We start from the raw sequence: 25,110 nt of genomic DNA, 5'->3' as shown, positions 1-25,110 counted from the left end.
GTTTAGCCGGCGAGTTCCTTAAGCGCATCGCCTTGCAAACGGTAGTTAAACCATTCGCGGCGAAACTCAGCGCCCAAATTTTTGTAAAACTCAATCGCGGGTTCGTTCCAGTCCAACACCTGCCAATCGATGCACGCGTATTGGCGCGCCAAGGCGATTTCGGCCAATTTTCGGAACAGCGCCATGCCGACGCCGCGACCGCGCGCGGCCGGGGTCACAAAGAGGTCTTCCAGGTAGAGGCGCGCGTGTCCGGTCCAGGTCGACCAAGTCGGAAAAAACAGCGCCATGCCGACGGGAACCCCGTCTAATTCGGCCAGCACACATTCCCAAATCGGGCGCGCGCCAAATCCGTCACGCAGGATGTCGGCCTCGGTGCAAACCACCTCATGCAACGCTTTTTCGTATTCGGCCAATTGTTTGACAAGGTCGAGAATCACCGCGGCGTCTTCGGGCGCGGCCATACGTAATTTCATTTCGGGCATCTGCTGCTCCTTGCGAATGTGTCTCGTTTTTTAGGGAACCCACATGGGACGATTCACGGCGGTGCAGGTGCGTCTTCGGTTGCGTTACAACGCACACCCTGCCGTCCACCCGTATCGCTAGCTTTCGGTCGGCGGTTCAAGGCCGGCCTTTCTCATCCACTTCCGTTTCCCACGCGCGCGCTTCTCGCGAAAAAAGGCGCGAATTTGTTCCTGTGCCTCGGCTTCCAAGACGCCGGGGACGACCTCGATTTGATGGTTGAGCGAGGCGCGTTGGGATTCCCCAAGGATGTGGGTAAAACCCTGCTTGGGATCGTAGGCGCCGAACACAATGCGTTTCACACGGGCGTGGACACAAGCGGTAAAACACATCAGACAGGGTTCCAGGGTGACATACAGGGTGGTATCGAGCAGGCGGTAGTTGTCAATGTAGGCGCAGGCGTCGCGCAGGGCCAAAATCTCGGCGTGGGCCGAGGGATCCCGGCAGCTGATGTTTTGGTTAAAACCTTCGCCCAACCGCACCCCGTCCCGGACGCACAACGCGCCGACCGGCACCTCGTCAACCGCGGCGGCATCCGCGGCCAAACGGAAAGCGGCCCGCATGTAGTCCTGGTGATCCATGGTGTGCTCCTCAAAAGACGGCGCCCCCTGTGAGCGGCAGGCCCCCGGGGTGCGCCGTGTGCGCGATTATACCCGATCCACGACACGAAAAAGGGTGTCCTTGACCGCCGCCGCGGTCAAGCCGCGAAAAGGGCGGCTCCCTCGAAAAAAAGACAGGGTGACGGCAGCTACACAAACCAGCTAAACACCATCAAATATTCATGTTAACAATCAGTCCTCGACTTAGCGTTCCCAAGTCGTCCGGTTATCCGTTCTTTTACATTGCCACCATTGAAATCGACCTCGGCCAGGCATAGAATGAAAGGCAATCGGACGGTCTCATGAACGCTTTTAAACAATTACCGCAAACCTTCACGGGTCTTTTTTCGACATACCTGGGTGGAGGGCCGTCCCTCGTTATGGAATATCAGAAAACCCATCGCCTGTTTCTCAGTCGGCAGGTGGTTGCGCGCGACAGACGATCCGCGGCCGTTCCCTGGTACGGCGCGCGACAATGAACGAGGCATGACCATGGTGGCAACGCTCAGTATGCATAACGTGAAAAAGTGGATTGCCGAAGCGATTGAAGGATTTGCCAACAGCGACTTATGCGGGGTCCCGAAACCCTGGCTCATTATTTACGAGGCGCTTGCCGACTACCTCTCCAACGAAACCCCCATCGACCAACAAATGCTCTGGATGATTGAAAACACGGATGATACACCAGCCGACATCATCTTCCAACTCCAGCGTCTCAAAAACGCGATTGTGGCGCGCATGCTGGACGCGGGCGACACGGAAGATCTCCCCAAGCTGCTCACCTGGTTTGATCAGTCGATTGTGGTCCTCACCGAAAAGGTGTCCGGCAAGGTAGCCAAAAACCACAGCCTCATCGAACCCTACGAAACCATTTTTTTTAACGCCCGCGACGGGATGTACATTTCCTCGCTGGAAGGCCGCTTCATCCAGTGCAACGAGGCCCTGGTAGAAATGCTGGGTTATCAGTCGGTGGAAGCCTTGCTGGAACTGGACATTGAACACGATTTGTACGTGGAAAGCCGGGAGCGCCGCGTAATGCTGGACCACCTGGAACGAGACGGGTTCTTCGACCACCACGAGTTTGCCTTTAACTCGGCGGACGGCACGGTGAAAACGGCGCTGGAATCCTGCTATCGGGTGGATGTACCGGGTGGGCGACGCTTCATCGTCGGCGTGATGGTAGATATCACGGCTGAAAAAGAGGCGGCGCAACGATCGGACGACTTCGTCAAGCTGCTGGAAAAAAGCGTGATGGACGCCCAACTCAAGGCCAAGGTGTTGCGCCAACGCTGCGATCTGTTGCTGCAAGCCTACGACCATCCGGTGGTTCTGGTGGAACCCACCTCGCTGGCCTTAATCGACTGGAACAACGCCTTCACCAAACGCCTGCGTTTCCTGAAACGTCAGCGCCCCGAGCTCAGCCTGCGCGACCTTTTCCCCCCGGAGGAGTGGATCGAGGTGTTCGACCAGATCTCTACCTCGCTGAACCGCAACCACTTCCACATCGTGCGCACCCAATGCAAAAGCGCCACGGAGGAGATTTTCCCGGCCGACCTTTCGATTGTGGACTTCGGCGACGATCAAGGGCCGGTGTTGTTTATCGAAATCATCGACCGCGAGGATCAGGCCCGCCTCAAAAAAGGCCTGGACCGCATGCACCAGAACCTCAAACACACGCTCGACGTGGCCCCGCTCGGCGTGCTCGGCTTCCGGGCCGACGGATCGGTGGCACTGGTGAACCGTTTCCTCCTCGAAAAAATGGGTTACTCCAACCGCAATTTGCGACGGGTTTCCTTTATCAACGAGTTGTTCATGCGCGAGGAACAACGGCTCAAATTCAACAAGTACATTCGCCGCTTCCTACGCGGCAACCACGTGGCCAACCAAGAAATTGAGTTGCGCGCCAAGGACGGGAGCGCCTTGTCGTTTTTCCTCCACACGGCGACCTACCACTTCGACGACGACGATAAAGCGGGTTTTCTGGCATTCCTCACGCCGCGTTTCGGCGACACAGAGAACCTTGCCCCGGTGGACACACCCGCGTTGCAAGACTCACTGCAGTACTTCCGCAAAACCAATCTGCAACTCCAAACGGACCTGGCCACCCTGATCCGCGAAACCCGTGACCAACGCGGTTTTGCCGAAACGCTGGCCAAACGCCTCAAAATCCCGATCCACGTCATCATGGGTTACGCGGGCCTGCTGCGCCGCGATTTGGAAAACGTGCTCAGCGACGAACAGAAACAAGACGTCAAAATCGTCGAAGAGCAGATCAATTTCACGCTGGGCATGCTGGAAACGGCGATTGAATTCCTGCAAATCAAAGGCGGCAAAATTCTGGCGCTACCCGAGTTGTGCAACGTACGGGTGATGGTCGACGAACTGTTCTCCCGCCTGAAGGAACGTACCGGCGAAACCTCGGCCCAGTGCGAATGGGTGAACGACGTGACCTCGCGCGAGGCGCAAATCAGCGTGGACATCCACCTGCTGGAGAGTCTGTCGTGCCACCTGCTCGACAACGCGGTCCGTTTCTCCGGCCGCGGCAAGGTCCGCGTGCGGGCAACGCTCACGGAACAGGGCCTGGCGATGACCTTCCAGGACAGCGGCCCCGGCTTGGATGTCAGCGAGTTGTCCAAGTTATTCGAGCCCTTTTACCAAAGCCCGACGGATCGCGGTAACAACGGCCACCTCGGTCTCGGGCTGGCCACGGCCAAAGGGTACCTCGACCTGATTAAAGGCGGCATTGAGGTTTCCTCCAAACCCGACGTGGGCACCACCTTCCTGATCCAAATCCCCAACTAGCCCGCATTGCTTACAAGGATTCGTCGCGAGAAGCCGAAACCCTTGTGAGTACGAAGATTACGACCGAGAGACGGCACAAGGGTCCGACCTTTCGGCGTAGCAGCGCTACGGTGAAGGCGGCTCGACCGAGTAAGCAAAGTAATCGCAAGGAATTCTGCTGGAAGCCGAAATGCGGGCGAGGCCCGTCGTGTTAGGATGGGCTACCTTTGCACGGGAGTCCCCACCATATGTCGGCCACACCCACCGAGGGCGCGACGGCGATCCTCGCCTACCACCGCGCCACCCTGACGCTTAAAGGTTTATCGCCGCAACACGAGTTGGTCTGTCCCGAATTGAAATGGGACAAACGCGCCTTGTGTTGGCGTGCGCCGGCCCGCCGTTACCGCGAACTGGTCACGGCCCTGCGCCAGGCCGGCGTGAACTACCGCGACGAGGCCCGCGATTACGGCCCGCTCCCCTTCCAACAGCGCGAGGCGATCACACCCCGCCCCTACCAAGCGGAAGCGCTGGCGGCTTGGCGCGAGAACGGCAACCAAGGGGTGGTGGTGCTGCCGACCGGCGCGGGCAAAACCATCCTCGCGGTGATGGCGATGGCGGTCGCGCAACGGCCCACGCTGATTCACGTGCCCACCATCGACCTGTTGATCCAATGGCACCAGGTCCTTGAAAAATTCTTCAACATGCCGATCGGACGACTGGGTGGCGGCTACAGCGAGATCGAACCGATCACGGTCAGTACCTACGACAGCATGCTGATCCACCTGGAACGGATCGGCAACCGTTTCGGCACGATCATTTTCGACGAATGCCACCGGCTACCGGGCGACCAATACCAATTCCTGGCAATCGGCAGCTTGGCCCCGTTTCGGCTTGGACTGACGGCGACCCCGGAACGCAGCGACGGCCGCGAGGAACAGCTTTACGATTTGTGCGGCGGCCAGGTCTACCGTGCGTACATTCACGATTTGACCGGCTACACCTTGGCGCCTTATGAGGTGGAAACGGTTGAGGTCGAAATGGACAGCGACGAGCGCGAGGCCTACGAGGCGGCCTACACGGAATACATTAGTTTCCTGCGCGGCTCGGGCATTGATTTCCGCCAACCCAACGGCTGGGCCAAATTCATTTGGCAGGCGAGCAAAACGCCCCACGGGCGGGCGGCCCTGCGCGCCTACCAAACCCAGAAAAAACTGAGCTTGGCCTCCCACGCCAAACGCGCGGCCCTGTGGGCCATCCTGCAACGCCACGTGGAGGACCGCATCATCGTGTTCACCCAGGACAACGAAAGCGCGTACGATCTGGGTCGCCTGTTTGTGCTGCCGGTGCTGACCCACCAAACCAAACCCAAGGAGCGGGTCGCCTTTCTGGACGCCTTCCGCTCGGGCCGTTTCCGCGTGTTGGTGACCTCAAAAGTGCTCAACGAGGGCGTCGACGTCCCCGAGGCCAACGTGGCGGTGGTGGTTTCAGGCAGCGGCAGCGTGCGCGAACACGTGCAACGGCTGGGCCGCATCTTGCGCGCCCGCCCCGGTAAAACCGCGAAACTGTACGAGTTGATCGCCAAGGATACACGCGAGTATTTCGTCAACCAACGTAGGAAAAAACACCATGCTTACCAAGGACCTGATCCGCTTCCGCAACCTCAAGGGCACGATTAAACCGACCTGGATCAAAAAAAACGACGACACGGCCTTTTCCCTCGCCGACTGCTTGGTGACCCTGTTTGAGCAGCACATCGGCAGCACCAAACGCGCGCTCCAGGAACAGACGGGGCGCCTGCTGGAAAACTGCCCGCTCAACAACCAGGTCGCCAAAGGTTTGACCAAGTTGATGTGGGACCGCTGCCGATTCGCGGAGCCGGCCAACGAGGACATGATCGCCCAGCGCGACCAGGTATTCGAATCAGCCAACGCGCTGATGGCGCAAGGACCCTGGCCAAGCTTGGAAGCCTACCGCGAAGCGGTGGCGGCACAACAGCAAACCAAGCCGGCTGAACTGGACCAACAGCTTTACAGCGACCTGGAGATGTATCAACCCCTGGAAGCGGTCCGCGAAATTACGGGTGATAAACTGATCGCCCGGTACAACGCGGCACTGGTTCAAAGTCTGCTACTCCAAGCTGAATCGGTAACCATCACCTTGCCGGTCAAAGATTTAGCGGTTTTGCGCGACCTGTTCCGCCACCTGAAGTTCCACCAACTGATGGTGGCGGTCAAAGACACGGCGGAGGGTTACCAACTCACCTTGGACGGCCCGCTCAGCCTGTTCCAGCAAACCAAACGCTACGGCATGAACCTGGCCCGGTTTTTTCCGGCACTGCTGCACCAAAAGAAGTGGTCGCTGGCGGCGGAGATCCGCATCCGCGGCAAAAAACCCGGCGTGTTGCTGGTGGACCAAAGCCACAAATTGCAGCCCTACACTCAAGCGACCGGTGCCTACGTGCCGGAAAGCTTCGAGCTGCTGATCCAATCGGTACAGGAAAAGGTGCCGGGCTGGCAGGCGGAGGCGGGCACCAAGTCGCTGCAACTCCCCAACGGTGATTTCGTGTTCCCCGACTTCGTGCTGACCCATGGCGACATGCGCGTGTACTTGGAACTCTTCCACCGCTGGCACCGGGGCGCACTGCGCAACCGCCTCAAGGCGAACCTGGCCGAGAGCGGGGAATGCCTGATTCTCGGCGTCGACACCCACCTCACCCGCGACAAAGAAATGGCAAAAGAGCTGGCGGCCAATGCTTATTTCCAGTCGTTCGGCTTCAGCTTCCGCGACATCCCCACGGTCACCAAACTCAAACCCATCCTCAAACGCCTGGCTGAGTAAGCAAACCCAGCCTCATCAATGGACGCATCAGCGCGGCTGATCGGCGCCTTGATCCACTTCGCCAAGCAACCAGCGCGCGTAATCGGTCCCCGGCTGATAAGGCCGGTCCAAATGGTCCAAGGGTGAGGGTTTGAGCTGCATATCTACACCTTGCAAACGGAGGTGGGGCCGGTGGATCAGAGACAACCCATCCAAATGCCGTCCCATTTGGTAGAGCGAGCGGTCCAGTAGGGTGCGGTACCACCCATGGGGTTGAACGCCATCCGGCGGAAAAAGCAGGCGATCCATGTGCCAAAGGCGAATGGTGTGATCGTCGGACGCCGTGGCCAAAAGGCGGCCGGAGGGATGAAAAGCCGGTGTTTGATTAACGGAAGCGGTGTGACCGTAAAAAACCGCTAAAGGTCGCCCGTCTCGAGGGTCCCAAATACGCACGGTTTTATCTTGAGAGGTAGACACCAGGAGCGTACCATCCGGCGAAAAGTTAACCCCGTAGACGACCTCCGAATGTCCACGCAAAACCATGCTGCGAATGGTACGTGCTGAGTCAATGTCGTCACCTAAGGTCCATAAACGCACCGTGTGGTCTCCCGAAGCGGTGGCTAAAAGCCGCCCGTCCGGCGAAAAGGAAACACCAATCACAATCGCTGAATGACCCCGCAAAACGATTTCCGGTTTGGATGAGGCCTTTTTCCATCCTTCACGCAAATCCCAAATCCGCGTCTTATTTTCAAGACTGGTCGACACAAGCCGCGTCCCATCGGGAGAAAAGGCCACACCAAAAGAATGCATCTCATCCCGCTGCAAAACCACGGATTCCCCCAAGGTCTCCTCATCAAGTGACCAGAGGCGTACTGTCTGATCCATACTCGCCGAGGCAAGTAAAGAACCATCCGGTGAAAAGGCAACCCCATGGACAAACCGCCTATGGCCTCGCAGTATAAGAGCTTCCTTTGTCAGCACGTTTTCCGCCAGGTCCCACAAACGCACGGTTGAATCGAATGAGCCTGAAGCCAAACGCGATCCATCGGGAGAAAAAGCAACCCCAATGACCACACCCGAATGGCCCTGCAGCACGCTATGTTCGGAAAAAAAGGGACGCCCCTCCTTACGCGCATTTCGCCATAAACGAATGGTTTTATCGGCGGAGGTAGAGGCAAGGAGCGAACCGTTCGGCGAAAAAGCCACGGAGACAACAACCGAGGAGTGACCACGTAATTCATGACTTTGATCGAGCAGTCCAACATTCGACTCAGCAGCCTTCACATCCCACAAACGAACAGTAAGGTCATTGGAACAAGTCGCAATTCGGCGCCCATCAGGGGAGAAGACTACTCCTGAAAGCGAATCGTTATGCCCCTCAAAGATACGCGGCTTCCGGGACACCGCCGCCCGCGGCCCATCCCGAAGCGACCAAAGTCGCGCTCGATTGTCGCCATGGGCAGACGCCAGCCAATGACCGTCCGGCGAAAAGGCTACCTTCGACACATACCCGCCGGGCGTTTCTAGGATCCACGGCTGGGAAGCCGCAACCTTTTCACGCCCTAAAGATAAGTCCCACAAACGAATGGTAAAGTCCGTTGAACCTGAAGCCAACAACCGTCCATCAGGTGAAAAAGCCAATCCCCAGATATCGCCGCCATGGCCACGCAACACCACGGCTTGTTCGTCGGTGAGGTTTTCGACACCACCAGTTAAATCCCAAAGTCGGACGGTTCCATCCATTGAGGCAGAAGCCATCCAGGTCCCATCCAGTGAGACATCAACCCCGTATACGATTCCGGTATGGCCCCGCAGCACCCTGCTGTTCTCAACGGTCCCTCCACGGGAAGAAATACCACGCAGATCCCATATGCGCAGTGTTTTGTCGCTGGATCCCGAGGCCAACCATGAGCCATCAGACGCAAAGGCGAGCGACCGAGTCGCACCCTCATGTCCCATCAACAAAGCATATTCCTGAGGTGCAGCCCCCCGCAGGTCCCAGAGATGAATCGCGCCGTCGGCAATCCCAATGGCTAAGAAATCCCCGTCAGGGGAGAAAGAAACACTCCAAACATGGATTGCTTGGGGCACCTGAATGACCTTCGCCTTGCCTGTCTGAAGATCCCAAAGGGTTACCCCACCGTCTCTAGCCGCTCCCGCCAGCGTATTTCCATCTGGAGAAAAGGCCAGATTCAGCATCTCCCGCCCATGGCCCAAGGGTTGAGACATACGTTCTCCACTTGGCCTTTGGAAACGCTGGAGAGAACCAGACCGATCAAGCCCACTCAAGGAATCACCGTGAAAAACCATCGAACGCAATCCCTTTGAATAACCCCGAGGCTGCATTTTTTGCCGACGGCTATCCCAAACAAGTGGGCGCTTTTTCTCACCACCAACAAGAAGCTGATACGGATGACTGCCGGCCGCCATACTTGAAATCGTTCGCCCCAAATCTTGGTGTTCAAGGAAGCGGCCCTGCTCGTCATAAAAATCCAAGATCCCATGCTTATCGGCGGTCACCAACCTAGCTTCGCCCAGACTTACCAATCCAACAGGCGCACCACGCGCCTCTCGTTTTATGAGGTGAGCGGGTTTTGGGCGCCCAGCTTCCATCACCAAACGATAAAGTTCACCAGCGCGATTCAACATAAACAAGGTTCCGCCTTGATAGGCAAGATGGGCGGGCTCTTGCAAATCCAATATGGGAATCACGTCCCCGGAATCCAGATGATGCAACTTAACAATCCCTTGGTTACCTGCCGAGGCCAGCCAGGGCGCCACCTCGGAAAACGCCAAAGCAACAACTCGATCTTTATGATTACCATCCAATTGGTAAAAACTTGAATCCAAGAGGTTCCAGACCACAACCTCTCCCTGGCGGGTGCCTGCCGCCAGCCATTTTCCATCCGAACGGATCGCGACATCCGAAATACTCTGGCGCAAGGGGCCGAATGTTGAAACTTGAACACCGGTCTCGGTATTCAAAATGCGAATGCCCCCGTCCCGACCGACCAAAGCCAAGATTTTGCCATCGGGTGTGGCCGTTAATAAAGTCGCGGGCACCGCGACGGGAGAAGTCCACAAAAGATCCGTTTTGGCTTCCATGCGCGGATCTGCAAAACGACCAACGGGTTCAGGAAGGACCTGATTCGGAGGAATTTCCCGGCTCAATGCCGCCAAGGTGTAAAGCCAGGCATCCTTGGGTTTTCCATCATCCAGAGCGATGCCCGCTTTTTCGTTGAAAGCCAGGGCGAGGTTGTAATTGGCGGCGAGGGTTTGCGCTTTGGCACGGGACTCTTCCGCCTCCGCGCGTTCCTTGGCGGCAACCGCTTCTTCAGCATGCTCTTGTGATTGAACGGATAACACCCAGGAGATTATCGCGAGCAGGGTACTGACCAAACCCAAGACGGTCATAAAGGCCAAACGGCGCCGTTTCCAGCGCGCCTCGCGTTCCATCAGTTCAACCGCGCGGTTGAGGTACGCCGTTTCGAGTGAGCCGAACATGTCGCCGTGGGATTCACGCAATTCCATCATTTGCAGGAGCGGACCGCCGCGCAACAAACGGTCCTGGTCACGGTCGGCGTCGTCCCATTCGGTTGCGGCACGGCGCAACCGATTGAACCGTCGCGCGGTTTCTCGATCCTCGGCCATCCATTCGCCGATGCGCTCCCAGTTGCGAATCAACGCCTCGTGGGCCACGTCGAGGAAGGTCACATCGCGGGCGGGATCGTGGGAGCCGGAGAGCAAACGTGCACCGGTCCAATGGGCCAAGAGGGATTCGGCCGGATCGCCGCCGACGGCGAGCAGCTCGGCCTTGGTGGCGCGGCGCCGGGTGTCCTCGGCCCCTTCGCCGGGTTGCACCAAACACAAGGTGAACATTTTGCGCAGCGCCTGTTGCTCGGCGGCGCTGAGGCGGGAAAATTCGTGCTCGGCCCGTTGGGCCAGGGCACCCGCGATCCCCCCGATCCGGTTGTAAGCGGCCAGGGTTAAAAAACCCTCCTCGCGTCGCTCGTAAAGCTCCATCAGGGCGTGTTCCAAAAGCGGTAACTCACCGGCGGCCCCGGTAACGTCGTCCAAGAGGCGTTCCAGCAACCCGTTTTCCAAACGCAGCCCGCCCCAATGGGTCGGGGCTTCAATGGCACGTGCCAAGTCCTCACGGGTCATGGGTTCCACCTGGATCAGGTGGTCAACCACATATTTATTGAGGTTCGGAAAAGCGACACATTTTCCCAAAAAGTCGGAGCGCATGGTGAGCAAAACCCGACATTGACCATCCAGGCGCTCAACGGCCAAACACAAGGCCTCGGCAAAGGTGGCCGCTTCATCGGCGGAGGCCAGGGTAAATAACTCCTCGAATTGATCGATGACCAGACAGATTTGGGTCGCATCTCCCGGCGACAGCAGCTCGCGCACAATAAAATACAGCCCTTCCGGCGCGGCGCGCAAACGCTGATGAAGCTGCGCCACCGGCGCGCCGCCACCTTGTTCTTTGCGCAACATTCCCAAGGTAAAGGCAAGCTCGGCAAGGGGTTGTGCCGTCGGCGTCAGCTGTACCACGGCGGTGCCGCGCTTGCGCAATCGAGGCATCACACCGGCCTGCACGATGGAAGATTTGCCACTGCCGGACGGTCCCATCACGGCGGAAAAATAGAAACGTTGTTGGTGCTCAAAAATCTGCCGGCTCACGGCCTCGCGGCCGAAAAACAGATGTTGGTCCGCCTCGCGAAACACTTCCAAGCCACGAAACGGACACAAACCGGTCGGTTGTGGGCGATCCGCCTCGTCAATGGGTGAACCGGTTACCGCGGCGGCCAGTTTTTGCAAGCCCGCATCACCCGCGCCGCCGACCCGCAACCAACTCCGGCCCCGCAAGAATCCCGGCAACGCGCTTTGGCGTTCGGGATAAGGCGTGTCGTCGAGCAGAACCGGAATAACGGCGAGATCACGTGTAAAAAAGGCGGCGGCGTCGCGACGTGCCGGGTGGGTCTTCCAAGGCGCGCGTTCAAAGCTGGCGAAACACACCACCAAGGTGCGGCTTTGGGTCAACGCATTTTCAAATTCCGCGTCGACGAGGCGAACGGTGTCGGAAAGCGATTCGTCGGGCCACATCCGCAAAACCGATTGGGCCGCGAGATCCGTCATTAAAGCGCGCGCTCGGATTCGATCCAACTCGTGAAACCAAAAAACGGCGTCCAGCGATTTGGGTTCGTCCTTCACGGGATCGGTCGTTTGAAAACCTTGCTCTTGCAAACGTTTAAAGGCCGCGACCAATTCGGAGCCATCGGCAAAACGTTCCCCCGGTTCGTCGGCCAGACAGCGTCGCAAAACGTAACCCAAGGCCTCGGGCAGAGGCGCGGACGGCGCCGGCGCTGCTTCGGCAACGGGGACGACCGGCGCCGCGGTCGCCGGCCCGGGTGATTCCACGGTTTCCACGTCCATCGCCAAGGTCCAAGCGGTGGGAAGCGGCTTGCCCTGCACCAAAAAACCCACGGCTTCGCGCGGACTGCATCCCAAGCGGTTCGGCATCCGTCCGCTAAAAAGCTTAAGCAACACCAAACCAAGTGCATAAACATCGGTCGCGGGGGTAATCTCGAAACCAAATTGTTGTTCGGGCGCGGCCCAAACCGGGGTCATGGGACCTCGCCCGGCGCGCGCCGGCGCATCGATGCCGCCGGGTTCCGTGATATGCGCGATCCCGAAATCAAGTAGGGTCGGCGTATTCTGACTGTTTACCAGGATGTTGCCGGGTTTGATATCGCGGTGAACCACTCCGCGGCGATGCGCATGGGCCGCGGCCTGCACCATTTTGATAAGGGTCTCCAGCAAGTTGGGTAAGTCGGGCTGGGTTTGGTCGTACCAGGTATCGATGTGCTGCCCGTCAAGGTACTCCATGATGAAGTAGGGCCGGGCGGTTTCGGTTTGGCCTGCGTCTAACAAGGTGGCGATGTGGGGATGGCGGAGGTCGGCCAAAAGCTGGCGTTCGCGATGGAACCGCGCCAAGATTTCCGGTGAATCCAGGTCGGCGTGAAGCAGCTTCACGCAAACTTTCATGCGCAAGTCGTCATCTTCACGCTCGGCTAAATAGACGGAACCCATGCCGCCTGAACCCAACTCACGCAAAACACGATAAGCCCCAAACCGCGCGCCGATGACCGGCGTTTCGCCTCGATCCCGTGGTTCCATATTAATACCTGATTATGTTTTTTCGAAAAAACCAGCATAACACAAAAAATAGGCATCAATTAAGAGGCCGCCATGAAACCAATGCAACGCTGAAACCCTTGCAATTACGCGGTTTTCCCTCCCGCGAGGCGGGTTAGCCCGGATTTCTCACAAGGATTCGTCGCGAGAAGCAGAAAGCCTTGTGAGTACGAAGATTACGACCGAGAGACGGCACAGGGGTCCGACCTTTCGGCGTAGCAGCGCTACGGCGAAGACGGCTCGACCGAGTAAGCGAAGTAATCGCATGGGTTTCTGCTTCGTAGCAGAATTCCTTGTGAGAAATGCGGGTTAGGCGTGTTTCACTTTGCGGCTGTTGCGGCGGCGCGATCCCTGAACAAGATGGGCGATTAAAAAAAACGGCAGGGTAACACCCAATCCGGTATGAACATAAGCAACCACGGCCCGCACATCCATATCACCAAGGTAATAAAGGCTGTAGGCGGAGAGAATCATCAGGCTCACGGCCGCGGTTAGGGCGATCCCGAGCGGGCGCATCGGCTTCACCGGCCAGCTTACCTGAACGTGGCTCGCCAAGAAGTAACCAAAAAACACCATCATCAAAAAAGCGCCCGCGCCGTGTAACCGCAGGACATTCATTTGCCAGGGATGTTTCTCCGGTCCGAATTCGCCCTCAACCGTAACCCAACGGTTCAGGATAAAAAAGGTCAAACCCGAGATGAAACTGGTCGCCAACACCGCATAAAAAAACCATCGCGTTTTCTTTGGAACTTTGACTGATTTTGCCACGCAAACACACTCCCCTTTACGGTGAACCGAGGCAAACGCATTCCGCGTCATACATCATTGTTAAATGGTGGGTATCCTCTTGCAGGAAAGCACATTTGGTGAGGGCGTCCGCCACCATACAGCTCGAGGCAAACACCGAAATGACACGGGCGTCCTCGAGGGGCCGGCCCGACTTGGGATTGGTAACGGGATGGCCCTGCTCGTGAAATTCAGCGCTGCTGGTGGCCAGCGCGGCGGCTTGCATGTCCAGATGGTGCAACGCGCCGCCCGAGGGTTCGCGAACACCCACCGTCCGATGCCGCCAAGGCCGCATTTTCAAATCGCCACCCGCGTTGAGGACGGCCTGACAATCCGGCGGTAACACGGCCATTGCTTTGTCTACCGCATAACCCTTGGCCACACCACCCAGATCCAGCAACACCGGCTGCCCAAAGAAAATCCGCCCGGCTTCCAGACGCACCGCATCCCAACGCCCCCTCGGTTCGGCAAAGCCGTTCTGCCCGGGGAGCGCGCCGCGTTTGACCATGTCGCCACCGACGGTTACGTCGAAGGTACCACCGCTCCGGTCGTAGAGTTCGGCGCAGAAAGACAAGAGTTCGTTCATCTCCGATGAAAGCACAACCGGTTGCCGAAACGCATCGCGATTCACCCGCGACAATTCGCTTTCGGACCGGTGAAAACTCATGATCGCTTCAATGCGCTCGATTTCGGCAAACACGGCTTCACTGAGTTGGAGCAGGCTGTCGTCGTCGGTTTCTTGGGCGAGGTGCAGTTTGACATAAGTGCCCAAGGCAGGTTTGCAACGGGAAAGCGTCTTCAAAGCCGCCTCACAGATGCCGCAAGACGTGATGCCAGGTATGCAGCAAACGGTTCACACCGTCGGTAACATGGCGGCAGGACAGGGTCGCCCCGGAGATGTTGCGAATTTCTTTGTTGAGCCGCAGATCCGCCTCGGTGCCTTTGCCGTGGAACTGAGCGCGCCATTGGTCGTTGCGAATCTCGTGACCGTAGGTTTCTCGGTAGGTAAGCACCTCCAAACCTTTAACTTTCCCATTCACATCGATGGCCACGGCAAGGTCGATGTTTTCGTGTTTGCCGATCACTTGGTCCACGATAAACCAACCCTTTTCGGCGGTTCGCCATACCTGAAGCCGCGACCGCCGCACGCGCACCTTCGATGCCTTGGCGATAGCTTTCATCTCGTCTTTGGTTAACTGGATATGACTGGGCGTGAAGGTGTTTGCCGACCCCCACAGCACCTTTTGGGCTTGTTCCACGGTGAGGAAGGTCTCGGCCCAAACGACCTGACCGTTTAAACAAAAAGCGCCCGCGGCCGCCACGGCGGCGTTTCCGAGAAAAGAACGTCGATGCATGGATCACCTCAGAATTCAAAACCAAAGGTAAGGCCCACGTGCGCGCGCTCGTGTTCGTCCCACGAGCGACCGTCCCGTACCGACGGGTTCGACGCATCGCCGCCGCCGCTCACCTGGAACACGGAACCCAAGGTGACCCACCAACCCCTTTGGGCATAGTGAATCGAGGGACCGGCGTAAAGGCCGTATTGGTAACGCAAGCCAAAGCGAAAGTTCCCCAACGAGGTGAACTCGGAAGGATCCTCGGGGGCGGGTTCGCCTTCCTCCTCCGGTTCCAAGTAGTCCGATTGGTAACGCGACTCAAAACCCACCGTCCAGCGGGGTTTGAAACGGTAGGAAAGACCAAGCGCGATGTCCGGGGCGATTTCTTCCTCGCGCACACCCGGCGATTTGCGCAGCTCAAACTCCAACTTACTTTTCAGAGCAAGGGTCAGGGTATCGTCCAAAAAGTTTTTTTGCAGGTACAAGGTGGGGACATAGCTGTTTTGGCTGATTTCGGCGCCGTCCAAACGGTAGCGTTGGCGGTACTCGTAGGAAAAACCGACGGACAGACCGACCGGATCTTTGTAAGGGCTTAACAGGTTGTATTTCAAGGAGGTTTCAAAGCCGCCGATTTGGCTGCTTTTGAAGGAACCGCCTTCGCCGCCCTGGCTCTCAAACATCGGATTAAGGGTGTCGTCGTCCACTGAATAATCATGGCTGAACAGAATCGCCTCAAAACTCAGCGTCAAGCGGTTGGTGACGCCGTATTCAACCTCGGGGCGAAGATCGTGAAAGGCGTAATCACCCCGATCTTTGCCCAACCGTGAAATGTTGGCGAGTTTGAGTTCCAGGGTTCCCTTGGGTCGGGTATCGGTGCCCTGGGCGTAGATCCAGAGTCCTTCTCCCGCAAAAACGGAGCCGGAGAAAAAGAAAAAAACGAGGAAGGCAAGGGAACCAATCCGAGCCGAGTGCCTAAGCATAAGGCCTCCAAAAGCGCGATTATATTGTTACAAGAAATCAATATTGATACTGATTCTCATTTTTCGCGCCATTATCTCGGACCGAACCCCCTTTGTCAACCGTCAAGAACAAAGTCTTTTTTTGTGTCGGCTCTTCTTAAAATGAAAACGAAACCAGAGACAGACAGCACCCGGGGACGTCGTCGAGATGACACAAGCGTCCAAGACAAAAGCACGCAGGGGTGCCTCGGCAGGCACTGCCGTCAAAGGCCTCCCCACCCACGCAGGGTCGCGATTAAGGCGGCAACAAGCGCGGCGCACATGCCGGCATCCCCACCTCATGTTTTCCGATCATAAGCGCTTGTATTTGATGGTGTGATCCACGCGACCGCCGCGTTTTTTGGCCCACATGTTGCGGCGAATTTTTCCCAGCCAGGGCAGTCGTTCGAACGGGCCCAGCTTGAGACGGTGGTGAACAACGACCCCACTCAGCTCGGAGACCGGTACATCAATTAAATAAGTGCCATCCTGCAAAATGGCGTCGTAGCGCGGGGTAGGGCTCACGTGCCTGCCTCGGTTTGTTCGACTTGAAGCGCGTGGCGTTGGGCGGCAAGAGCGCCCAGCTCATGGGCTAATTCGTTTTCGGTGATCAGGCCTTTGCGAATAAGAATGTTAAATAAAGCGGTCAAGCGATCTCCGGGCGGGGCGTTGTTAAAGCGGTTCACCAAGCCGCGGCTGGGCTGGGTGGAATCGTGGACGGTAACGGTGATGAAGGGATCGAAGGCGTCGACCTTGCCCGGCATGCCGGCCGAACGTTCCGGTACGGGAATCCCCAGGTAGAACTGGTGGATCGCCCGCAGAATCGACGAATAGGTGGTGAGGTAAGGTTTGGGAACATGGCCGGTTATCCGCGCGACGGCGCTCAGCCCTTCATCGTCGGTTGGGTCGGCACAAGCCACCAACAGGCGGTTCCCAACCAAATCAAGCGGGATCAGATTGTACTGTTCCGCGAGTTTTTGTGGCATTTTTTTAAGGATATGTGGCAGGATTCTGGTTTCGAAGAGGTCGACTTCCTCGATCCCCGTCTGTTCCGCCAGGAACCGCAGTAGCTCGGATTCGCAGACCGCGCCGGTCATCACCAGGTTGGAACCCAATCGGCCACCCCAATCCCGCTGGCGCGCCAAGGCCCGTTCCAATTGCGAGGAAGAGATGGTTCCCGCTTCCAGCAACATCTCACCCAATCGTTTTTGTCGTTCCACCACAAGGACACCCCTCTCAGCGTTGTGACCTAAAGCGGCACCCGACCCGGGTAAAAAAACACACCGCCCATCTTCACACCTACCTCAAATTCTAAGCGCACACACAAAACGCGATCAAGGAGAAGCCTTGAAACCTCAATTGAAGATCCTGCTTATTGCGGCCCTCGCCCTGTTGGCCGTCGCCTGCGGCGGCAACGCCAACCTGTACGAAACCCGCTTGGACGGCTTTGATAACGGCAAACGCACCATGAAGCTGACCTACAACCTAACCAAGGCATCGTCCCAAGAGGGCGCCTCCATGAGAATTGATTACCTGTTTCAATTTTCTCAAGGCACCAAAGTACGTCGGTCCAAGAAACGAACCACCCTGGTGAACGCCGATTACCACATGGTCCATACCAACGCGGTTGAAATTCGCGGCCCCGGCCAAACGACCTGGGACTCCAAAATTGAGGACGGTTTTATTGTCACCACCGAAACCAAAAAAGGCGGCGAAACCCGCGAGGTCAAAATACCCGTGGAAGGCCCGGTCTACAGCAATGTGTTTCCGCTGATGTTTTACCGCGACCTGCGCAACAAAGGCGACGAGATCGCATACAACATTTACTTCGAGGTTGATGAAAAGGTCGCCCCGATCAAGGTGCGCTACATCGGCGAAACCAAAGCGTACGTCAAAAGCATCGCCGTCCCGGCCCGCCATTACCAGGTCCAAATGGGTGCCGACAGCGACGATTACCAGGATTATTACCTCAACCCCCAAAACGGCAAGGTCATCAAAATGGCGTTTGGGAAAATCGAGTTTCTGCCCACTACGGATTAGGCGCGGTCAAGGTACGCCCGGTGATTTCGGCCTGCGACAGGTAGTGATGCACCAGGTACACCCGCTTTTCACCGAGGCCGAGCATGATATCGGCCGAGGTGCCGGGCTGAAAGGTGTGCCGCCATTCCTGCGAACCGTCGCGAAAACGAAGCGCCGTGCGATCGCCTTCGAGCGCGGTCAGTTCCCACTGGAAACCGCGCTTGGCCGTGAGGCCCACGCTTTTACCTTCGCCTAACACCACCGACCCGCTCCAAACCAGGGTCTCCCCCTGGTAATAACTCAGGTGGTAGAACTGCAACCATTGCGTCAGCGAGCTCATGCGTCCCAGGTGTTTGGCCTCCGGGGTTTCGTCGATAAAGGCGAACTCGGGTTTAATTTGAAAACGCTCGCTCACATACAGTAGGAGTTCGTTGAGGTCGCGCTGGGCGTGGGGTGCCTTCTCCAAAACCTTGGGATTCAGCAGAAAAGGGGTGGCTTTGGCCGCAACCGGCTCGGTCTGTGCGCTTGGTTCCGTTTCGGCCGCGGCATTGGGTGCAGGCCGCCCACAGGCAAACATGCCCAAACACACCAAAAAAACCACCCAGCGGAAACCATCACGCGTCATCCGGCACATCCCTTCGCCGTCATCCAGACGGTCCGTTAACAGGCCCCAACCTGACCACGGATCAAGGCGCCCTGTCAATCGAGGCAGGCACGGAACGCAAATAAAACCGCGGCAGCGTATTATAAAACCCAAGAAGCGCGAAAACTTGCGTTTCTTAGGTAAAAACCCCGTCGAAGCAACGGCATCATCCGCGGCGGGGATGCGCCAAAGAGGGTGCGAATCACAGGCCGCATCCTCAAACCATCCTGCTATCCTAAGAAATCGTAAACAAACCCCAGCCCAGCGGACCCCACCCCATCCACCCATCCTAAATGAGGAATGATTGTCTCGGTTACACCACATCCAACGCGTTTTTCGCGGCGCCCCGCAACCCTTCCACCAGGTGGTCACCACGCTGACGGGCCTGAGCAACGACCAGGCCCGTCTGATTATCACCATGGGCGGGGCCTACCTCGGCAAACACCGCTGCAAGGATCCCGAACGCGCGATCCGCGCCGGCCAAGCGGTCCAGATCTACTTCCGCCTGCCACTGGTCTACGAACCCATTGCCTTTGAGTCCGCTTGGATCCACCGTCGCGAGAAAGGCCTGATCGTGGCCGACAAACCGGCGGGCCTGCCCACCCAGGGTCGACGCGACGCGGATTACCTGGCTTTTTACGAATGCCTCAAAACCTATTGCGGCGGCTACGTGGGCCTGCACCACCGCCTCGACCAAGACACCTCGGGCTTGATGCTGTTCACCCGCGATAAAAGCTGGAACAAGGACGTGGGTCGCCTGTTCAGCGAGCAACGCATCCACAAAACCTACCTGGCGGTGGCGCAAGGCGTCTGGCCGAAAGACGCGGGCCCCAGGCTTCGCGTCGACGCCCCCATCCTCGGCAAACGCACCGCAACCGGCACCTGCCAGGTCGTCGCACCCGCCGGCAAACCCGCGCAAACCGAGTTCACCCTGCTGGCCCAGCGTGAGGGCCTGCTCCTGCTCCGCGCCAAACCCATCACCGGCCGCACCCACCAAATTCGCGTCCACGCCGCCCACCTCGGCCTTCCGCTGTGGGGCGACGGCTTGTACGGCGCCCCCCGTGACGGCGGATCCTTTCTGTTACACTGCGCCGGATTGCGATGGCCCAAGACCGGCCGCGTGCCGGCCGGGGCGCCGTGGTCGGCGCCCAACAGCCCCGCCTGGGACACGCTGCCAAACCCTTTGCGAGACGCGGCCCGCGCCGCCCAACCCGATCCCGACCCGGAGGAACCGCGATGTTAATCCTAGCCGCCACCCCAATTGGTAACTTACAGGACGCCTCACCGCGGCTGGGTTCCGTGCTCGCCGATGCCGACCTGCTGTTCGCCGAGGACACCCGCCAAACCCGCAAGCTCCTACAACACTTCGACCTAGAGCGTCCGCTGCGCGCCTTTCACGAGTTCTCGGACGAACGCGCCCTGGAAGGGATTCGTCGCCTGTTGGCCGACGGAAAAAAAGTGGTGTACGTCAGCGACGCGGGCATGCCCGCGGTCAGCGATCCCGGCTACGAACTGGTCCGACTGGCCTTGGCCGAATCGGTCGATATCGACGTCATCCCCGGCCCTTCCGCGGTGCTGAATGCGCTGGTTCTTTCCGGCCTCCCCAGCCACGAATTTTGTTTTTTGGGATTCCTGCCCAGCACCGACGAAAAACGGCGTCGTTTGGCGGCACGCCTGGCCACCCTGCAAATGACGGCCGTTTTTTTCGAGGCCCCAACCCGCATTCACTACAGCCTGGCCTGGCTGGCGGAGACGGCACCCGAGGTCCAAGTCGCCCTCTGCCGCGAGCTCACCAAGCTGCACCAACAGGTGCTGCGCGGCACCCCGTCCGAGGTCGACGCCGCCCTGACTGTCGCCAAGGGTGAAATGGTGCTGGTGGTCGGCCCCTTCGCCGAGGATACGGTGCAAGAACGCTCCCTGGAGGAGCAGTACCAGCAATTGCTCGAAGGCGGCAAATCACCGTCCCAAGCCGTGCGCGAATTGGCCAAAGCCCACCGCATCCAAAAACGAGAGCTGTACCGCCGCCTGCAATTGGACGGCGGGCGCTAACAAAATTTAAACCCAACACGAGGGCCGACAATGGACCCGGCGAACCCCGAAGCGGGTCGCACCACCCCATCCAAGGACCATGCTTTGATGAAACGCCGGGCGCAGCCCGGCCACTTTGGACGCATCCCACAGGGATGCAATAATTTAGCCCAGGGTACGACCATTGAAAATGGTCGTACCCTGGGTCCATGGGGTTCACGAAAGGGAAGGCCCTGACAGGGCCGACACCACAAATCGTTCGCATAAATCCCCAACCAAAAGGGTTACTTCAAAACGAAAAACAGGACGATGCTTCATTTTCACCTACCAACACGCCAAAAGAGACAAAACCTACCTCTCAACCCAAAACATGTTTGCATCAAACCACATAAGTCTGTTCGCGCAGCTCCGTGCCGTTCATTTCGCACATGCTAACCATGCGCCCGTTGACCGGTAATTTAAACGCGCACGCCGCCACCCGCTCGCGGCCGACCTCCGTATCCAGGGTCTCGCGATCCATGAAGTTGTGCACCACAAAAGCCGTCGGCCGCAGGCGTAGCTTCAGCCGCAATGCCGCCCAGATGGTGGCGGGAATCCAGCGCCGCTCGTCCCACGAACGCCGCACCGCGTACGCCAAGGTCCGCATCAACAACACCGGTGATCGCAACAATATCCCCAGCACCCGGCCGACACTCACACCCGCTTTCTGATCATTGAGGTTCACGCCACCCAACGCCTCCAGCAGACGCACCATCAAACGCTGGTCCTGCGCCTTATTGAGCCGCACCGCGGGCAACAAGGCGCGTTTGTCGCCGAAATCAAACATCAGGATCAAATTGAACCAGGTACAGTCCGGGTGACCAAACATCGCGGGATGACGCGTCAACTTCATCCCAAGCGCCGCTTCCAACGCCGTCCAAACCGCCGCGCCGTCGACGCCGTCCCCCGTATCCGTTCGCCCCGTTTCCGCCTGGGGCTGGAAACTGAGAATGCGAAAGGTATCCGCGTTATCCAAGAACCAATGCACCACATCACCCAACTGCCCAATGTTCTGACGGTTCACCGTCATGGTGGTGGCCGCTTTGAGCTTGCGTCCGGTGCGTTGCCGCGCCCCCCGCAGCAACTCCGCCATTTGGTCGCGCAGCGGGTTTAGTGCCTTCTCCTCGTCGACCCGGCTGTAGTTCTTGCGACCGCGCTGGGTAATGTCCACATGGATGCTGATTTTGGTGAGCCGGCCTTCCGTAATTAAGCGATCCAAATAGTCCGGCTGGTGCAACAACACATCGCCGTGGCTCATCACCATCGGCACCAACTTCTTTTCGCGCGCATACAACAAGATGCGAACCAATTCCTCCGCCGGCAACAAGGTCACTTCACCCGAGGTAATTTGAATATTCCCACCGGCACCCAAATTCTCCGCCAACACATCCATCTGGCGCGCCACCGCCGCAAAAGGCAAGGGCGGCTGGTGGTTCGCGGTTTTTCCTAAATAGCAGGCGGTACAGCCAAAGTTGCAGCGTTCGTGGATGCCGTGGGTCGCCCCGCAGCCCCAGACGTAACGACCGATCACTTGGGTTTCGGTTTTGAGCGCACCCGGCATGTCCCGCCAACGCCTGGCCAGGGCGTCGCGGCGCGTCGTATCATAAGGATTCAGCACATTGCGAACGAGTGACAGCATGGTACCACCTCAAGCAAACCCACCGGCGGTGGGGAAAAGGGTGTCGTTAAGGTCGCGCAGGGCATGGTTGGAACAGGTGATCCCATGTTACCCGAGCCGAGCACGACCCGCGCGTCATTTTCCAGAGAAGTTCAGGCTAAAATCAGAAACAGCGCCCAACCCCAAAATCTTCACCTCTATCAACAAAAAGGAGCACCAAACCGACGATGCAGTTGTTTTTTGCCCCTGACGCTTTGATTCTCGCCATCGGTTGCGCCGGCGCCGGTAAATCGACCGCGTTGGCGCGTTGGTTCCCCCACTACGAAATTTTGTCTTCCGATCACCTTCGGCTGATGCTGCGCAACGACGCCGCCAACCAGGATTGCAGCCCCGCGGTTTTTGCGCTGCTGGCGCAAATCGCGGATCACCGGCTGGCCCATGGTTTGTTGACCGTAATCGACGCCACCAACTTGAACCCCATCTATCGCGCGCCCTGGTTCGCGCTCGCCGCGCGCCGGCGGCGTCCCTGCTACGGCCTCGTCTTTACCACTGATTTGGCTACCTGCCGCATGCGCAACAGCACGCGGTCCCGCCAGGTTCCCGCGGACGTGCTGACGGAACAATTCGCCCAGTGGACCGCGGACCGCCCGGCCTTGCATCGCGAACCTTTTACCCGCCTCTATTTCTTGAGCCACACCACCGAAGCGTACCCGTCCCCCCGGCGAAAAGCCCTTCCCCAAACCGATTCGCTTCCCCAGAAAGCAACGACACAACCGAGAAATCGGCTTTTCAAGGCAAATGAAATTGACGAAGAACCCGGAAAGAATGATTAAATAGATTTCACCGGCTCCCTTTGCGATCACATCACGCCCACCACGGAATACCCGCCACAGCGAGGAACCGATGAAACCCATGAAGGTACTGATTGTCGACGACGAACGCGTTTCCCGCGCCATGTTTAAGCGCGAACTACAGAAGGGCGGCTACGAGACACTTGAGGCTTCCGACGGCTTTCAAGCGCTCCACCTCATTCACAACCACCAGATCGATTTGGTCACCCTCGATATCGACATGCCGGACATGGACGGCTACCAGGTGTGCTCTTGGCTGCGGGGCGAACAGTTCAACCAGCAAATCCACGAGCAGGAAAAGAACTACCTACCGATCATTTTTATTACCTCGGATGATTCTAAGGAAAGTCGCCTAAAAGGCTTTCGCGCCGGTGCCACCGATTTCATCTTGAAGGGTTTTAAGCCGGGGGAATTGCTGGCCACGGTTAACCGATTCCTGCGGCCGGGCAATGCGCTCGAAGGCCTCACCGCGCTCCTCGTCGACGACAGCCAGTTGGTGCGTGAGCTCGTCACCAAAATGTTGCTGGAACAAAGCATGGACGTGATCACCGCCAACGACGGCAAGGAAGGCTACGAGGTTTTGGCACGGGAAAGCGACCGGATCGACATGGTGATTACCGACCTGGAAATGCCGATCATGAACGGCGACGTCTTTTGCCGAAAAATTCGCAGCGAACTTAACCTCAAAGAGTTACCGGTCATCTTTCTCACCGCGGTGCCGGATCGCCGCGTGCTCATCGATTTGTTCAAAGCCGGCGCCAATGATTATTTGGTCAAACCTTTTGTCAAAGAAGAACTGATCGCCCGCTTACGCGTGATGCGCGAGATGTACGCGACCTTGGCCCGCGAGGTCTCGGAACGGCGCCAAGCCGAAATTCGCCTGGCCCAACAGCGGGAATTGGTCCAGGCCCGCGAGACCGAAATCAAAAAAGGGAAAAACGCCAACACCGTGCTCCACAACGTCAACAACGTGATCAACTCGATTTCCGTGAGTGTGGCCCAACTGGAGGGGCTGTTGACCAGCTCCCGCCTGCCACAACTGTTGCTGGGCCTGGAATTGATCGAACAAAACAAGGATTCCCTCGCCGAATTTTTCACCGAATCCCCCAAGGGTAAGAGACTGCCCATGTACTTCCACGCCGCCGGCGAACAAATTCGCGACGAACGCCGCCAATTGGTCGAGGAAGTCGAGGAACTGCGCAAAAAGCTGAACCTGACGCGCGACGTCGTCATCGCCCAGCAAAACCAAAACACCCTCAAACAACGCCGCCAGGAAGTGCCGCTTGTCCAGTTGATGGACCAAGCTTTGGCCGTGGTTCAGCCAATTCTGGCCGATCACGACGTAGCCGTTGCCTGGGGTACCCGCGACAACACGGCCGTGCTCGTCGATCCGATTTCGCTGGTCCATGTTCTGGTAAACCTGCTCAAAAACGGGGTGGAAGCCATGCAGGAAACCGCCGCGCCGGCCTTCAAATTAAGCGTCGCTACCCATGGGGAAAGCCAGGTGATCGCCACCATCAAAGACAACGGGCCGGGCATTCCATCAGCCGCGATGGACACCATTTTTGAAGAGGGATTCACCACCAAACCCGACGGCCACGGCGTCGGCTTGGCCTTTTGCGCCCAAACGGTTGCCAAACTCAGCGGCCGACTATGGGCCGAAAACCATGGACAGGGCGCCGCCTTCCACCTCGCTTTGCCGAAAGCCCAAGCGTAATCCGCGTCTGTCACTGATTTCCCGCGAAAAATCGCCGCACGAAACTGGTCAAGGTTGCCGCAAAGAGGTACAATCTTGGGGGCCGGCCCGTTTTCTCTCCGACATTCATTGCAAACAAGAACCTGTGTTTCTGAGCACCGCGCGCGTTACCTCCCGC

19 protein-coding genes are annotated in these 25,110 nt (G+C 58.1%); 8 read left to right on the top strand and 11 right to left on the bottom strand.

Annotated features, from left to right (window positions below; translation table 11 throughout):
* Nucleotides 1–2 precede the first annotated feature (2 nt).
* Complete coding sequence (locus tag J3U88_RS11110; protein ID WP_207858824.1) at nucleotides 3–482, bottom strand: GNAT family N-acetyltransferase; 480 nt, start codon at nucleotides 480–482, stop codon at nucleotides 3–5.
* 117 nt (nucleotides 483–599) lie between these two features.
* On the bottom strand, nucleotides 600–1,100 hold the full coding sequence (gene tadA / locus J3U88_RS11105; RefSeq protein ID WP_207858823.1) for a tRNA adenosine(34) deaminase TadA: 501 nt from the start codon (nucleotides 1,098–1,100) through the stop codon (nucleotides 600–602).
* Between the two features lie 510 nt (nucleotides 1,101–1,610).
* Here tadA and J3U88_RS11100 point away from each other — a divergent pair.
* From J3U88_RS11100 to J3U88_RS11090, 3 genes are all read left to right on the top strand, one after another.
* Nucleotides 1,611–3,920, top strand: coding sequence for a PAS domain-containing sensor histidine kinase (locus J3U88_RS11100; protein WP_207858822.1), 2,310 nt, complete (start codon nucleotides 1,611–1,613; stop codon nucleotides 3,918–3,920).
* A gap of 227 nt (nucleotides 3,921–4,147) precedes the next feature.
* Complete coding sequence (locus J3U88_RS11095; RefSeq protein ID WP_207858821.1) at nucleotides 4,148–5,575, top strand: DEAD/DEAH box helicase family protein; 1,428 nt, start codon at nucleotides 4,148–4,150, stop codon at nucleotides 5,573–5,575.
* On the top strand, nucleotides 5,526–6,737 hold the full coding sequence (locus J3U88_RS11090; protein ID WP_207858820.1) for a DUF790 family protein: 1,212 nt from the start codon (nucleotides 5,526–5,528) through the stop codon (nucleotides 6,735–6,737). Before J3U88_RS11095 ends, J3U88_RS11090 begins: the two co-directional genes overlap by 50 nt.
* A 27-nt stretch (nucleotides 6,738–6,764) precedes the next feature.
* Here the strand turns inward: J3U88_RS11090 and J3U88_RS11085 are convergent, their stop codons facing one another.
* The 7 genes from J3U88_RS11085 to J3U88_RS11055 form a co-directional block, all read right to left on the bottom strand.
* Nucleotides 6,765–12,899 carry an nSTAND1 domain-containing NTPase gene (locus J3U88_RS11085; RefSeq protein WP_207858819.1) on the bottom strand — a complete coding sequence of 2,045 codons (6,135 nt, stop codon included), beginning with the start codon at nucleotides 12,897–12,899 and terminating at the stop codon, nucleotides 6,765–6,767.
* 327 nt (nucleotides 12,900–13,226) lie between these two features.
* Entirely contained in the window at nucleotides 13,227–13,685 is a 459-nt protein-coding gene (locus tag J3U88_RS11080) for a hypothetical protein (protein WP_207858818.1), read from the bottom strand.
* A gap of 16 nt (nucleotides 13,686–13,701) precedes the next feature.
* A complete protein-coding gene (locus tag J3U88_RS11075; protein WP_207858817.1) occupies nucleotides 13,702–14,505 on the bottom strand; it encodes an FAD:protein FMN transferase in 804 nt (267 codons plus the stop codon).
* Nucleotides 14,506–14,512: 7 nt separating this feature from the next.
* Nucleotides 14,513–15,058 (bottom strand): FMN-binding protein, encoded by a 546-nt coding sequence (locus tag J3U88_RS11070; protein ID WP_207858816.1) that lies wholly within the window; start codon nucleotides 15,056–15,058, stop codon nucleotides 14,513–14,515.
* 8 nt (nucleotides 15,059–15,066) lie between these two features.
* Complete coding sequence (locus J3U88_RS11065; RefSeq protein ID WP_207858815.1) at nucleotides 15,067–16,020, bottom strand: DUF6662 family protein; 954 nt, start codon at nucleotides 16,018–16,020, stop codon at nucleotides 15,067–15,069.
* Between the two features lie 330 nt (nucleotides 16,021–16,350).
* The gene (locus J3U88_RS11060; protein ID WP_207858814.1) at nucleotides 16,351–16,563 is read right to left on the bottom strand and encodes a hypothetical protein; all 213 of its coding nucleotides are present in this window, start codon (nucleotides 16,561–16,563) and stop codon (nucleotides 16,351–16,353) included.
* A complete protein-coding gene (locus J3U88_RS11055; RefSeq protein ID WP_207858813.1) occupies nucleotides 16,560–17,261 on the bottom strand; it encodes a cyclic di-GMP-binding domain-containing protein, MshE-related in 702 nt (233 codons plus the stop codon). Before J3U88_RS11055 ends, J3U88_RS11060 begins: the two co-directional genes overlap by 4 nt.
* A 124-nt stretch (nucleotides 17,262–17,385) precedes the next feature.
* On the opposite strand from J3U88_RS11055, the gene J3U88_RS11050 reads away from it, so the two are divergent.
* On the top strand, nucleotides 17,386–18,078 hold the full coding sequence (locus tag J3U88_RS11050; protein ID WP_207858812.1) for a hypothetical protein: 693 nt from the start codon (nucleotides 17,386–17,388) through the stop codon (nucleotides 18,076–18,078).
* On the opposite strand, the gene J3U88_RS11045 is transcribed toward J3U88_RS11050, so the two are convergent.
* Entirely contained in the window at nucleotides 18,068–18,682 is a 615-nt protein-coding gene (locus J3U88_RS11045) for a hypothetical protein (RefSeq protein ID WP_207858811.1), read from the bottom strand. The two genes, J3U88_RS11050 and J3U88_RS11045, sit on opposite strands and share 11 nt — an antisense overlap.
* Nucleotides 18,683–19,004: 322 nt before the next feature.
* Between J3U88_RS11045 and J3U88_RS11040 the strand changes: the two genes are divergently transcribed.
* Both J3U88_RS11040 and rsmI read left to right on the top strand, forming a co-directional pair.
* Nucleotides 19,005–19,943: an RluA family pseudouridine synthase gene (locus J3U88_RS11040; protein WP_207858810.1), complete on the top strand. Its 939-nt coding sequence runs from the start codon at nucleotides 19,005–19,007 to the stop codon at nucleotides 19,941–19,943.
* Nucleotides 19,937–20,749 (top strand): 16S rRNA (cytidine(1402)-2'-O)-methyltransferase, encoded by an 813-nt coding sequence (gene rsmI, locus J3U88_RS11035; protein WP_207858809.1) that lies wholly within the window; start codon nucleotides 19,937–19,939, stop codon nucleotides 20,747–20,749. The genes J3U88_RS11040 and rsmI overlap by 7 nt, the downstream gene beginning before the upstream one ends.
* Before the next feature lie 358 nt (nucleotides 20,750–21,107).
* Here the strand turns inward: rsmI and J3U88_RS11030 are convergent, their stop codons facing one another.
* The gene (locus tag J3U88_RS11030; protein WP_207858808.1) at nucleotides 21,108–22,406 is read right to left on the bottom strand and encodes a radical SAM protein; all 1,299 of its coding nucleotides are present in this window, start codon (nucleotides 22,404–22,406) and stop codon (nucleotides 21,108–21,110) included.
* 206 nt (nucleotides 22,407–22,612) lie between these two features.
* Between J3U88_RS11030 and J3U88_RS11025 the strand changes: the two genes are divergently transcribed.
* Both J3U88_RS11025 and J3U88_RS11020 read left to right on the top strand, forming a co-directional pair.
* Nucleotides 22,613–23,218: an ATP-binding protein gene (locus J3U88_RS11025; protein ID WP_207858807.1), complete on the top strand. Its 606-nt coding sequence runs from the start codon at nucleotides 22,613–22,615 to the stop codon at nucleotides 23,216–23,218.
* Between the two features lie 70 nt (nucleotides 23,219–23,288).
* A complete protein-coding gene (locus J3U88_RS11020; RefSeq protein WP_207858806.1) occupies nucleotides 23,289–24,953 on the top strand; it encodes a response regulator in 1,665 nt (554 codons plus the stop codon).
* The last annotated feature ends 157 nt before the right edge of the window (nucleotides 24,954–25,110 follow it).

It is taken from the genome of Acanthopleuribacter pedis (assembly GCF_017377855.1).
Classification (GTDB): domain Bacteria; phylum Acidobacteriota; class Holophagae; order Acanthopleuribacterales; family Acanthopleuribacteraceae; genus Acanthopleuribacter; species Acanthopleuribacter pedis.
Note: the sequence above shows the minus strand (reverse complement) of the source record. Positions and strands in the feature narration are given on the sequence as shown.